This window comes from Streptomyces pilosus, from assembly GCF_014649835.1.
Classification (GTDB): domain Bacteria; phylum Actinomycetota; class Actinomycetes; order Streptomycetales; family Streptomycetaceae; genus Streptomyces; species Streptomyces pilosus.
Window position 1 is genome coordinate 108882 of record NZ_BMTU01000014.1, and the last position, 12585, is coordinate 121466.

Annotated in this window: 13 protein-coding genes; 4 read left to right on the forward strand and 9 right to left on the reverse strand. The window is 68.8% G+C overall.

Going from position 1 to position 12585, the window contains the following annotated elements:
• Positions 1–43: 43 nt before the first annotated feature.
• From IE118_RS27945 to IE118_RS27965, 5 genes are all read right to left on the reverse strand, one after another.
• Positions 44–1036: an NUDIX hydrolase gene (locus IE118_RS27945; RefSeq protein ID WP_229846959.1), complete on the reverse strand. Its 993-nt coding sequence runs from the start codon at positions 1034–1036 to the stop codon at positions 44–46.
• A 279-nt stretch (positions 1037–1315) separates the two neighbouring features.
• Positions 1316–1921 carry a dihydrofolate reductase family protein gene (locus tag IE118_RS27950; protein WP_189560848.1) on the reverse strand — a complete coding sequence of 202 codons (606 nt, stop codon included), beginning with the start codon at positions 1919–1921 and terminating at the stop codon, positions 1316–1318.
• Between the two features lie 151 nt (positions 1922–2072).
• The gene (locus IE118_RS27955; protein WP_189560849.1) at positions 2073–2819 is read right to left on the reverse strand and encodes a hypothetical protein; all 747 of its coding nucleotides are present in this window, start codon (positions 2817–2819) and stop codon (positions 2073–2075) included.
• Positions 2820–3023: 204 nt separating this feature from the next.
• The gene (locus IE118_RS27960; RefSeq protein ID WP_189560850.1) at positions 3024–3314 is read right to left on the reverse strand and encodes a chitin binding peritrophin-A domain-containing protein; all 291 of its coding nucleotides are present in this window, start codon (positions 3312–3314) and stop codon (positions 3024–3026) included.
• 33 nt (positions 3315–3347) lie between these two features.
• Positions 3348–3608 (reverse strand): hypothetical protein, encoded by a 261-nt coding sequence (locus IE118_RS27965; RefSeq protein ID WP_189560851.1) that lies wholly within the window; start codon positions 3606–3608, stop codon positions 3348–3350.
• Positions 3609–3945: 337 nt separating this feature from the next.
• Here IE118_RS27965 and IE118_RS27970 point away from each other — a divergent pair, with 337 nt between their 5' ends.
• Positions 3946–5292 (forward strand): hypothetical protein, encoded by a 1347-nt coding sequence (locus IE118_RS27970; RefSeq protein WP_189560852.1) that lies wholly within the window; start codon positions 3946–3948, stop codon positions 5290–5292.
• A 295-nt stretch (positions 5293–5587) separates the two neighbouring features.
• On the opposite strand, the gene IE118_RS27975 is transcribed toward IE118_RS27970, so the two are convergent.
• Positions 5588–6910, reverse strand: a complete 1323-nt coding sequence (locus IE118_RS27975; RefSeq protein WP_229846960.1) for an RNA-guided endonuclease InsQ/TnpB family protein — start codon at positions 6908–6910, stop codon at positions 5588–5590.
• A 23-nt stretch (positions 6911–6933) separates the two neighbouring features.
• Here IE118_RS27975 and tnpA point away from each other — a divergent pair, with 23 nt between their 5' ends.
• The gene (gene tnpA / locus IE118_RS27980) at positions 6934–7362 is read left to right on the forward strand and encodes an IS200/IS605 family transposase (protein WP_189560853.1); all 429 of its coding nucleotides are present in this window, start codon (positions 6934–6936) and stop codon (positions 7360–7362) included.
• 103 nt (positions 7363–7465) lie between these two features.
• On the opposite strand, the gene IE118_RS27985 is transcribed toward tnpA, so the two are convergent.
• Positions 7466–8203: a DUF427 domain-containing protein gene (locus IE118_RS27985; RefSeq protein ID WP_189560854.1), complete on the reverse strand. Its 738-nt coding sequence runs from the start codon at positions 8201–8203 to the stop codon at positions 7466–7468.
• Positions 8204–8799: 596 nt separating this feature from the next.
• Here IE118_RS27985 and IE118_RS27990 point away from each other — a divergent pair.
• A complete protein-coding gene (locus IE118_RS27990; protein ID WP_189560855.1) occupies positions 8800–9789 on the forward strand; it encodes an aldo/keto reductase in 990 nt (329 codons plus the stop codon).
• Positions 9790–10191: 402 nt separating this feature from the next.
• Here the strand turns inward: IE118_RS27990 and IE118_RS27995 are convergent, their stop codons facing one another.
• A complete protein-coding gene (locus IE118_RS27995; protein ID WP_189560856.1) occupies positions 10192–10851 on the reverse strand; it encodes a hydrolase in 660 nt (219 codons plus the stop codon).
• A 579-nt stretch (positions 10852–11430) separates the two neighbouring features.
• Between IE118_RS27995 and IE118_RS28000 the strand changes: the two genes are divergently transcribed.
• On the forward strand, positions 11431–11925 hold the full coding sequence (locus IE118_RS28000; protein WP_229846961.1) for a carboxymuconolactone decarboxylase family protein: 495 nt from the start codon (positions 11431–11433) through the stop codon (positions 11923–11925).
• Positions 11926–12048: 123 nt separating this feature from the next.
• Here IE118_RS28000 and IE118_RS28005 read toward each other — a convergent pair whose 3' ends face one another.
• Positions 12049–12420 (reverse strand): nuclear transport factor 2 family protein, encoded by a 372-nt coding sequence (locus tag IE118_RS28005; protein ID WP_229846962.1) that lies wholly within the window; start codon positions 12418–12420, stop codon positions 12049–12051.
• Positions 12421–12585 lie beyond the last annotated feature (165 nt).

Genomic DNA, 12585 nt, shown 5'->3' on the forward strand with positions numbered 1-12585 from the left:
GGGAGGGGAGACCACAGCGCGGCGGCCGCCTGCAGCGCTCCGGTCAGCGCTCCCATCCCAGTTCCGTGTAGACGCGGCCGGCCTGGATGCCTTCGATCGCGGCCCGGGTGTAGCGGACGATCGGCTCAGGCAGGTCCTTGGCGCTCCACCACTGCCAGGCCACGCACTTGTCCGGCTCCCGCAGCGCCGGTGTGCCTACCCAGTGGCGGGCGCGGAAGTAGAGCTGGATCCGGGGCGGGGAAGTGGGTTGATCCCTCATGTGCACGGTGTGGACCAGGTCGACGTCGGCCGGGTCGATCACAAGTCCCGCTTCCTCAAACGCTTCCCGCACGAGACATGCGGTTGCGGCTTCAGCCTCGCAATGGCCCGCCAGTACGTGCCAGGATCCGCCCGCATACGCCGAGTCGTGGTGCCGCAGGCCCAGCAGGACTTGGCCGTCGCGTTCCAGGTAGAGGTGGACGCCGACGACGTTCAGTACGGTCCCGGCCGGCGCCTCCATCGACTTGGCCCCTGCGGCCTGCGCGGATTCGTCGGCGGGCGCGGGGTGCTCGGCGGCGTGCCGCTCCGGCAACGTCCTGGTCGACGGCAACATTGTCATGTACGGGAACTTCTCGGGCCGCACCCAGGCAAGCATCACGCCTTCGGTGAGGGAGAGCCGGGTCGGGTCGCCGTTCCAGCGTCCGGAGAACAACTGGATCGGCACGCGGGTTCCGTCGGCGCCGGTGACGTGTTCCACCGCGTACGGCTCCAGGCACGGGAGGGTCAGGCCGGCCTCTTCGCGCAGCTCCCGACGGACCGTGTCGAGGGGGGTGCGGTCCTGCGGCTCCCGGCCGCCGCCGAGCAGCGACCAGCAGCCCGACTCCCAGATCCACGGCTTATTGGCGTCACGTAGGTGGAGCAGGTAGCGGCCTTGGCCGTCGTGGATAATCGCGGACGCGTTGACCGGCTCGGTCGGCTGGGTGCTGTCGGCGCCATTCGCGGCTGCCGCCTCCGACACGTTCTCGACCTTGCCGGTGTCTTGTTCGGCTGACGACAATGCGATTCCCCCGTGGACGTGATGGTGGCGTCGCCGTATTCAACGACGCAGCCCTCATGTCGAACACCGGCTCTTTCGGACGCGTTGCGGACCCCGGGGATGAGCGGTTGTCTCAAGGCGCGCAGTGCACCGACCGTTGCCGCGCAAGCGTCCGCGTCCACGGCGGATTGGCCGAAACGCCGACGCCAAGGCGCTGCGGCTAGGTGCGGACCGCAGCTGTACGGCAAGTGGCATGACCGGACGGCATTGGCCCAGTCAGGATCTCGGAAGGGGGCGACGTCACGCAGGGGCACCGAGCGGTGGGTGCTCGAGGACGCGGGGCTTGTACTCGACCAGCTGGATGCGGCCGTCGAAGGTGCGGTGCTCGATCATCTCCAGGGCGACGTCCGGATAGCCGTCGTAGATGCGCTCTTCGCCCGTGGCTCCGGTGATCACCGGGAACATCACGACCCGGAAGCGGTCGACGAGTCCTGCTCGTAGCAGGGACCGGGACAGGCTGAGGCTGCCGATCGTGCTGAGGAGCCCGGAGCCGCTCGACTTCATGGAGCGGACCGCCTCAACGGCGTCGTCACGGACCAGTGTGGAGTTGGCCCACGTCAGGGGTCCCTCGAGTGAGGAGGAGAACACCACTTTGGACGCTTGTGTGAGCTCGTCGACGGACGCCTCCTCCTCGGGCCTGAACTCGTCTTGGCCTTTCGGGACCTCGCCTGAGGCGAAGCCCGACATCAGGCGGTAGGTGTTCGCTCCCATCAGGTAGGTGACCTCGGGCTGCTCGCCGAGCCATGCGAGGTACTCCGGGCCCTCGAGGCCCCAGAACCCGGGCCAGCCCTCTCCTGATGCATAGCCGTCAAGGGAGGTGATGAAGTCGACGAGAAGCTCCGACATGGCGATCTCCTATTCCAGACTGTCATGAGCTTGGACCGGCCGAAAGCCACAAACTCATCGGCCGCGCCGCGAGGTGAGAAGAAAAATCATGACGCTGCCCCAGCCGATCCATCCCTCAAATCTCCCCCCGGCCCGCGATCGCGGCGCTGGTTCACCCCCTTGCCGGTGGAAGATCGCTCTGCTGTGGCGGGGACAGTTCCCTGAGGCCGGCGGGTACCCCGGTGTCCTCCAGGGGGTGCCAGGTGTTGCCCGCCTGGGCGGTGAGGACGATCAGGGCCACCACGAAGACAAGGAAGGCCACCACGAACGAGCCCTTCGCGGTGTCCGGGTCGCCGGGCGCGGAACTGCTGAGCAGAAGGTAGACGTGTACGGCCGGTGCCGCCGCGCCGATGCCGTAGGTCCACATGGCTGCCTGCACGGTGGTGGTGGCCGGGTGGCGGCGGGTGGTGGGGGCGTGGACGAAGAGCTCCTTGAGGTGCGCACGGACGGCGGCCTGGAAGTCGGAGTCACGGCCCACGTCCCCGGTGCGCAGCTCACTGGGGTTGATGTAGGACTGGTCGATGCAACGGAATGCGGCCGCGGTGACCGGGTGGGTCGGTTCGACCGCGTCCGGGACCACTTTCATGGTGGATTCGTCGATCAGGCCCTCCTGTCGCATCAGGCGGACGGCCACAGCGGCCGCGCGACAGGAGTTGCGTTCGAGGTCGCCGGGTTGGTGGTCGGTGGAACACAACCGTTGCCCGGAGCTCAGCAGTTCCGCGTGATAGATGTCGAGGCCCGGCCAGGCCCGCACCTGCGCGACCGCTCGGGCTTCGACCGAGCGTCGCCACGATCGGATCAGCCACATCGCGATGTTCACGGCCGCCAGCGAGATCAGGCAGGTCGTCAGTATCCCCATGGGACGACGATCGGGGAGGGCGTCCACCACCCGCAAGACCCGTGGTCGCCCGCGGACCCGCCCGGCGGCGCTTTCACGGGCCCGGCGGCCGCTGCCCGCAGGCGCGGCTGCCGGGCAGGTTCTCGCCAACACGGGCGGGGCGAGGACGCGGACACCACTGCGGAGGCGGAGGAGCCACCTTCCCGGCCGCCGCGATGCCTGCCCTCAGGAGTTTTCGGACGCCTCGTTGAAAGGCATCTGCCACGGGTGGACGCACGCCACCAGTTCGGGGTGGAACAGCGTGCCCGGGCCGCACTGGAAGTCGAAGCGAGTGAGCTCCTCGCCGTCGCCGTTCATGTTCACGCAGCGATAGAACTTGGACTGATCGTCAGGATCGGCGAAGAAGCCCTCCTCAGTACAGGCCGGAGGCGCTGCGGCAGCCTGCGCGGGAGCCGAGTAGGCGAAAGTGGCAAGAGCGAGCAGCAGAGCGGCTGCGGCGCGACGTGTGCGATGCATACCGTGTAAACGCTTTCCACGGCCCCCGGTTGTTCACCACTTCGAGTGGCGGAGTGTGAAACGGACTCGGCGCTGGCCGAACTGCGCAAGAGGCTGGCCGACGGGCCGGCTCGGGCCCGGCTGACCCACGACGCCGAGGCCGCGCAGGTGGGTCTCGCGCGGGTTCCAGGTGGCGAAGCCACGGCCCTCGCGGCGGGTGATGCCCCGGAGGGCGGTGAGCGGCAGCAGAGCGCCCTCGTCCGTCCTGGGAATCCGCTGGCGGGAACGGCGGGCGGCCGGGCTACAGTCGGGCATGACAACGTACGAGCTCGGCCCCACCAAGCTCTACGCCCCTGCCGAGCGACTGCTCCACGGCAAGGGCGTGCAGTCCGCGCTTGGGGCCGGCGAGGCCGAGGACTGGATCCGGCTCGACAGACGTGTCCATCGGGCCACCTCTGACAAGGCGTTCCGCGGCGGGAGGTCGACTTCCTGGGTACGTGTCGGCTTCCGGTCGGTGAGTGCACGGGAGACAGCGGACTGGGACCTGGCCCCGTACTGGCAGGAGGGCCCAAGCGGGACAGGAGCCCCATCCTGGAGCCTTCCGCCGACCGAGTCCGAGATCGCTCTGGGCCTCTGTCACGGGGATCCCCGCATGCGTGCGGCGGCGCTGGCCCTCGAGGAGTCGGCGGAACTGCCCGCCTCCGTCCTGCCGCTCGTCCTGATCCGGAGCGCGGACACCGACGCACGTGTGCGGACCCTCGCCCGCACCGTCCTCGACCGTGTGCTCGACGACTGCGACAAGCCATTGCCGCGTCAACTGGCCTCACTGGCCCTCCTGGTGGCTATGCGGAGGCGGTACGGCGCCTGGGCGCGGGAAGCCCTCCCGGGACGCCCCGGCGCACTGTCCGACGAGGCGCTCACCCACCTCCTGACGAGCACCCGGGAGTCCCGGCTCGCCGGCCTGACGGCGGCCGCCATGTACGGATTGCCGGCCATGGAGCGGGCTTGGGCGCTGGCGGAAAAGGACCGCGACGAGGGCGTGCGTGCGCTGGGCGTGCGCACCGCGATACGACTGGCGCTCGCCTCCGGAGAGCGGGCGGTCCTGGACGACGCCAGGGCCCGGTTCTCCGCCCACCTCGACAGAGAATGCGCCTACGGTGTCCGCCTCAGCACCTTCGCCACCGCCGTGGAGACCGGCTTCCTGACCGCCGACGACCTCGCCACTCTCGCCGCCACCCACCGGTACCGGAAGATCCGGCGCCACGCCTGCGCGGCCGTCCTCGCCCACCCGGAAGGGGACGCGGTCCTCGACCGCCTGCTCTGCGCCCGGGACACCTTCGTGCGCTCCGCCGCCGTGGGACGACTGCGCCATGCCGGCCGCGGCGACGAACTGCCCCGGCACCTGACGGACCTTTCCGGACGCGTGCGCGTGACGGCCTGCCGGGAACTCCTGACGGAGGGGTACGACCTCCGCGCGCATTATCAGACCCTGTGCGCAGACCCGGCCACCGTCGTTCCGACCGCGGTCCTCGGCCTGGCCGAGCAGGGGTACCCCGCGGACGCAGCCCTGCTGCACCCCCTCCTCCGTCACCCGCACGCCGGGGTCCGCGCCCGCGCCCTGTCCGCCCTGCGCATGCTCGACGCCCTGCCCGATGACGCGCTCCCGCCGTTCGCCGACGACCCGGACCCCGGCGTCCGCGGCACCGCTCTCAGCGCGCTCCGCGGCACCCCCTGTCTCCTGCGGGGCCTGCTCGACAGCTCGCGGGAGGACGTCCGGGCGCGAGTGGAGGTCCTTCTGGAACGCGACCGGGTGCACCGGCAGGGCGCCTGCCGCCGCTGCCCCTCGCCGTCGCCGCCGCCGAGGCGGCCACGAGCGGCGAAGCTCCCGGCTGAGTCCCGCCCCGGCCCCGGGCGGCCCTCCCTGACCCGCCCGGCTTCCTACGGTGCCGGTCCCGGTGCCGGGGACTCGCTTCCCCCGTGGCTGAGACCGCCGCGCTGACCGCCGGCCGAAGGTGGGGACTGAAGTGTGCCTCCGTGGCCGGCGCCGTGCCCGGCCGCGTTCGCCGGGCAGGCGCCACAAGGCGCTCGGCATCGACCCTGATCGGGGGTCGCCCCTTCCTCGTGCCCGACGCCCTGGGCGAGATGGAGACGACCGCGAACCCGGACTCGACGGTACTCACCGTCACCGCCTCACCACAGTTGGGTGCCCGGGGCGCCCTTGCACGGCCCACGCACCTCCGTGGTGACCCAGCCGCCTTGAAGTGCTCTCCCGGCTGAAGCCGGGAGATTCCCTCCTACCTTGCGGTGGCGGGCTTGACGCCTCGTGGGCGCCTGCCGACTGCCCTTCCGGCAGCCGGGACGAGCGCGTGGCCCATCCGGTACAGGTGCAAGACGTTCCGGGCTGCGTTGTGGTCGGCGTTGTCGGACCAGCCGCAGTCTTCGTTCTTGCATACGAACACGGCCTGGGACTCCCGGTTGCCCGGTGTAGTGAAGCCGCACATCGAGCAGCGCCGGGAGGTGCCGGGGGCGGGAACCTTGTGCAGGGTGCCGCCGTGGCGGGCGGCCTTGTACGTCAGCATCGTCACGGTGCGTCCCCACGCCTCTTGGCTGATGGAACGGTTGAGGCCGGACTTCTGGGCGACGTTCGTCCCCGGGTTCTCGATGGTGCCTCTGGCACTCTTGACCATGTTCGGGATGTCCAGTTTTTCCACCACGATCACGCCGTAGGTACGGGCGAGGTGGGTGGTGGTCCGGTGCTGCCAGTCACTCGCCCTGCGCTTGGCTGTCGCGCGGAGGCTTGCGATCTGGTCATAGGTCCGCTTCAGCCGGTTGGACGTTTTCCGGTCCGGCTTGCGGAACCTCTTGCGGTGCGCGGCCCGCTGTTCCAGGCGGAGCAGCTTGGTCTTTTCGTCGGGGTTGAGCCACTTGTCCCGGTCGGCGGTGCCGTCCGGGAGGCGGGCGGGGCGACCGTGGTCCTGGTGGTTGCCGTCGGACAGGGCCAGGGGGATGTTGACTCCGGCGTCGATGCCGACCTCGGGACCGGTGTGCGGCTCGGGCACGGCGTTGAGGGTCTGGACGCGGAAGGCGATGTGCCAGCCGAGCGCGTCCTTGACCAGCCGGGCGCCGGTGAGCTTGTTGTCGATGCTGGCGGTCTTGCCGATGGGGAGGTCTTTGGTCCAGCGGAAGCGTACGCGGCCGATCTTGGGGACGTTGACCATGCCCCACCGGCGGTGCACGCGCTTGATCTGGAGGTCGCGACCCTGCGGGACGTCCACGCTCATCACCGTGCGGAAACGCGCCTTGAAGTTCGGCGCTTCGGCCCGGCCGTCCCAGCAGTTCTTCCACGCCTGGAAGTACGTCTTCAACACCGCCTGGGCGGCCTGGGCGGGAAGGGCCGCGAGCCAGTCGATGTCCCTGCGGGCCTGGCGGATCGCGGCGTCCGCCGCGGCAAGCGTGCGCTTGCCCTTCGGCAGCATCGTCCACCAGTCGTGCAGGAGGTTCCACGTCGTACGGGCGGCGTGCGCCTGGGTGTCGACGAGCCGGATCTGTGCAGGGGTCAATGCAAGCCGGGCGCGGTGCCCGAACTGTCGCTTCTCCTGTGCACGCTCCGTTGCCACGCGAACACCGTACCTTTCAGTCTATGTCACCGCGCTGGAATCCAAATCCCGATGTGCGCACCGGCCGTCACGTCGTGCACAACCTTCATGTCCATTTGGTGTTTGTCACTAAGTACCGGCGCAGGGCCATGACAGGCGAGATGCTGACGCGCTGCGAAGAGATCATGCAAGAGGTCTGCGAGGACTTCGAGGCTGAACTGAAGCAGTTCAACGGAGAAGAGGACCACGTCCACCTGCTCGTGCACTACCCGCCCAAAGTCCAGCTCTCCAAGCTGGTCAACTCCCTCAAGGGCGTCTCCTCCCGCTACCTGCGCAAGGAGTACGACGCTCACGTCCGCCGCCACCTGTGGGGTGGTCACTTCTGGTCCGGCTCCTACTTTGCCGGAAGCTGCGGCGGAGCGCCGCTGACCGTCGTCCGCCAGTACATCGAGAATCAACAGCGCCCCGTGTGACGGCCGTCGCGGGCGCCGGCCAACGGCGCGGATCCGTGCCCACAGCAAAGGTCAGAGCAATTCTGAGATGCCTCCGCCCTGAAGGGCGGAGCACTGCGCAAGATCAAAGGTAGAAGTCCCCCTTCTGCGCTGTGACCATCTCTCCGTCGACCGTGCAGCGGTCCATGCGGCTCGGGTAGAAGGCGACGAAGTCGGCGAGGGGTGCGTAGCCGGGCTCGGGACGGGGATAGCTCCAAGCGGCGCGAGCGCACACGTCGTTTCCCACGATGACGTCCCAGTACCGGGCCGATCCCTTCCATTCGCACCAGATCCGGCCCGCGACCGCCGGGAACAGGAGCTCCGTGCGGACGTCCTGCGGAGGGACGTAGAACACGGGGGGATGGCTGGTCTCCAGTACCCGGACGGCCCTGCGGGTCTCGGCCACCACCTGCCCGGCGCACTCCACCCGCACGTCGCGGTCGTCCTCCCGCAGGACAGGCGGCCGCGGGTAGTCCCAGACCGATTCGGGCGGCCGCGGGGTGGACCGCGACACGGGCTTTTCCAGCGGGTCCAGATACACCTCGTCCTCGTAGCACCAGGCCCATGCCCGGCCGCTCGCGAGGGTGCGTGCCACCGGGTGTGCGCTGGAGTCGAAGTGGGCCGTGGCGTGAGCGCCGCGGGAGCTGTCGCTGCAGCCCACGTGGCCGCAGGTCAGACACAGCAGCAGGTCGGCCGGTGCGCGTTCGCGCGCTGCGCAGGACGCGCACGTCTCACCTAGCGGGGGTGGGTCCGCCGTCCAGGTGTGGGAGCAGGGTTTCCCCGAGGGCCGTCCGCCATCGGGTCGGGGTGTCCATCTCGTCATCGGTGATCACCGGCCCGTCCCTTCGACATCACGCTGCCCGGCAGCACTGCGCCCCGGCCCGCGCCCGTGTCGGTCACGTTCCCTCCTCCGCGGTCGTTGCTCTCCCCACTGTTTCGCCCCGACTCCGCGAAGGAGATGCAGGCCACGGAGACTCCGTTCCCAGAGGCGACCCTCCACGCCTGAAGCATGCGCCGACCGGAAGTGACCACGGTCAACATCGTCTGGCAGGGAACAGCGGCCGGGCGGTCGCTCCCGGGTGACTGCCCACCCGTAGGGGAGAGCGGACACGTGGCACACCGTCGCCGGCAGCGTCGTCCTGCGCACCGGCGGCTGCCGGCATCACCCGGGTCCCGGGCGCCGCATCCCGCACCGCGGACGAGCCGGACCTACCTCAACCAGCACTTGCCATGGAGTGCGCTCGAAGTCGTAGCGTCGAGGACACGACGGCGCACGAGGTCGGCGTCTCAAGCGCCCGCCATTCCCGGGGATGCCGGCTGGTGACATCTGTGCCTGGATGGACGGGAGACCTCGTGCCGCCCGAACGACGATCAAGCGTGCAGAGATGTTCAAGCGTGCAGGGAAGGCTGGGACACGACATGCAGAAGCGTAGTCTGCGGGAATTGCAGGTATCGGCCATCGGCCTGGGGTGCATGGGCATGTCCGCCTTCTACGGGACCGCCGACGAGGAGGAGGGCGTCGCGACGATCCGGCACGCCTTCGACCTCGGGGTGAACTTCCTCGACACCGCGCAGATGTACGGCCCGCTCACCAATGAGTCCCTCGTAGGCAAGGCGATCCAGGGACGCCGCGACGAGTATGTGATCGCAACGAAGTTCAACTATCGGATGGACGACGCCGTACCGGGCGACATGAGCACGGTCGGCCCGCAGGACGGCTCGGCCGAACACGTCCGCAGCTCCGTCCACGGTTCCCTGAAGCGTCTGGGCACCGACCACATCGACCTGTACTACCAGCACCGGATCGACCCGAACGTGCCCATCGAGGAGACGGTGGGCGCGCTGGGCGAACTGGTCACGGAGGGCAAGGTCCGCTACATCGGTCTGAGCGAGGCGAGCGACCGGACCATCCGGCGTGCGCACGCCGTGCACCCCCTGACGGCCGTGCAGAGCGAGTACTCGCTGTGGTCGCGGGATGTGGAGGCCGAGGTGCTGCCCGCCTGCCGGGAACTGGGCATCGGCTTCGTCCCGTACTCGCCCCTCGGCCGCGGCTTCCTCGCCGGGCGGTTCTCCTCACCGGAAGACCTGGACGCCGACGACTGGCGCCGCCAGAACCCGCGTTTCCAGGACACCAATCTGGAGGCGAACCTGCGGTTGGCGGCGAAGGTGAAGGAGATCGCCGCCGAGAAGGACGTGACGCCGGCTCAGCTGGCCATCGCCTGGGTGCTGGCCCAGGGCGACAACCTGGTGCCGATCCCGGGTACCAAGCGCCGCACCTACCTGGAGCAGAACGCCGCCGCCGTCGACGTCGACCTGACGAAGGACGACTTGGCGCGCATCGACGCGGAGCTGCCCGAGGCGGCCGGTGAGCGGTACGACGAGGCAGGCATGCGGTCCGTCAACCGTTAGACGGAGGAGATGCACACACCACAGGCGTCTCCGGGAGGAACGCGGTGTGGTTGTCGATCGCCTGAGCGTCGGACCGCACGAGGCGAGGCACCGTCCGCGAACCGGATCGCCGGCAGCGGAGGGCTGGTACTCCACCGACAGGACTCGACTTCGCCGGCTGCCTCGGCCATTCGCCGGCCGGCGGACTGCAGCGGGTTTTCGATCGAGCGGGAAGTCTTGCGGAGACTTCCCGCTCGATCGACAGAACCGCTGGTAGTGACAACGGCGCGCAGCCTCCCGAGCTGATCACCGAGTACGCCGCCGCGCAGTGCATGTTCGAACTGACCGACCTCCTTGCTCACCGTCGGTCACTGCTTTGGCCAACGGCTTCTGGAGGAGACGGGCGCCCGCTCCTCAGCCGTGTCAGACGTCGTTTCCGGCGCGCCCCGTGGCGAGCAACTGCGTCTCCCAGCCGAAGGCGACGCCGGTGGCGCCCCCGTGCTGCAGCAGAACCTCGGTCAGGGCCGGAAGGGTCTTCTCACGCGCGTAGTCGCGCTGCCACTCACTCACCACGGCCATCCAGGTGATCGGCACCACTCCCGCCTGGACCATGCGCCGCACGGCCATGTCATGGGATTCCGCCGAGGCACCGCCCGAGGCGTCGGTGACGACGAAGACCTCGAAGCCCTCACCCGCCGCCTGTATCGCCGGCATCGCGACACAGACCTCCGTCCAGAGGCCGGCGATGATCAGCTTCTTGCGGCCGGTCGCCTTGACCGCGTCGACGACGCGCTCGTCCTCCCAGGTGTTGACGAGCGTGCGGTCGATCGGCTTCTGCTCCGGGAACACGTCCTGCAGACCTTTGATGAGGTAGCCGCCGCGCTCCTCCAGCACGGTCGTCAAGATGGTCGGCACGTCGAACCCCTTGGCGGCCTTGGCCAGGGCGACAGCGTTGTTCACGACCATCGTGGGTTCATGGCTGTTCAGGTTGGCGAACTGGAACGGCTGGTGGTCGATCAGGACGACGACGCTCTCCTCGGGCGTCAGCAGTGCCTGCAGTCCGGACTTCGTTCCGTTACTCATGGGTCCCTCTCCGGGTCTTTGTGTCCGCGAATTCAGAGCGCTCGGGCGGACGCCGGTGACATCGATGCAGGAATGCAGCCGTACGCGTCCGCGCGGTCGCTCTCGAAGCCGATTCGGCCCCATCACCACGTTGCGTCGGCCGGCATCGAGTCGCTTGCGAACTCGGCCTCTGCCTAGACCGGTGTGCGGCCTCGGTGACGGCAGCCCGACCGATCAAGTAGGTGACGTGTCATCCACATTAGCACCAGCACTTGATGTGTCAACTAGATCGCGATGGGTTCAATCGCGGTTGAACTCCTATGCGCGTGACCGCAGTTGACTGACCTGCATTATGTCGAGGGGCCCGACCGGTCGAGCCGCAAAGAGGCCGCCCTGGCGTGACATCAGGCTGCCGACGGGTCCCGCAACGCACCAGGCGTGCGGCAGGTCTTTCCCCGGGCATCCTCATGTCAGCTCACCGAGAACACTGCCCAGCCAAACTGGTTGTCACGTCAACTATAGTGTCACGGGGCAGGCCGACGGCCCATGCACCCCACCATCACAGGCCACTCCGAACGTGGCCCCGAAGGAGGCCCGGACGTGAGCGACCCCACCCCTACCCCCATCTCCCCGCCCCGCAGGATCTTCATCGACAAGCAGAGCCCCAAGGCTTTCCAGGCCCTGATTCAGGTCTCGGAGACGGTCCGATCGGCAGCCGCCGAAGCCGGCCTCGACCGCACCACCGTGGAACTGATCAACCTCCGCGTATCGCAACTCAACGGCTGCGCCTACTGTCTGGACGTGCACACCAGAGCGGCCCTGCGCGCCGGTGACTCACCGCAGAGACTCGGGGTTCTGAGTGCATGGCGGGACACCGGCCTGTTCACTGCCTCGGAGCGAGCCGTTCTGGCTCTGGCCGAGGCCACGACCGATCCGGTGAACGCCGCGGCCCAGACAGCCGCCTACGAGGACGCGCGACAGGTTCTCTCCGAGGACCAGATATCGGTCGCGATCTGGGTGGCGGTCACCATCAACGCGTTCAATCGCGTGTCGATCATGAGCAAGCACCCGGTGACCCAGCTTCACGACAGGTAGCCGCCCGGTCGACAGGTGCCGCAGGTCGGTGCAGGCGGCGCATGCCTGATCGGGCAGGCCCGCCGCACTGCTTATGACCACCGCCTCAGCTGAGCCGGCCCGGAGCCGCGACGACCGGCCGGCTCAGCCGGGGAGGCGGGTGAACTCATTGTGGAGATGACTGATGAGCCCCTGGGCATCGAGCGTGGCGTGCTCCACCCCGGCGACGGTGATGAGGTCGCCGTCCGTCTTGCGTGCCGCGCACACCCACTCCGCCCTGAGCGTTCCGTCATCGAGGACCGTGGTCTTCCAGAAGTGCTTCATCTCGGCGTGGTCGGCGAAGTGGGCGCGATAGAAGGCTGCGACGGCCTTGTCGCCGCGCGCCGGCTCCGGGCCGATCTCGACGGTCGCGTCCGCCGTGAAGAGCGCGAGCAGTTCGTTGAGGGCCGTTTCGTCGTGGACCGCTCGGTCGGAGAGACCTATGTAGCGGTCCAATGCGGTGGAGGTCGTGGTCATGATGGCCTTCACGCTCTTCTCGTCTTGTCGGGAATTGTGAACGATCAGCCGGACGGAGCCGTGAGCAGCACCAGGTGCTCTTCTGTGCAGGATGCCGCGAAGGCGCGGAACGGCTCCCTCGTCGGGCTTACGTGCGAGTACGCGGTGCCGACGTCCGCAGCGAAG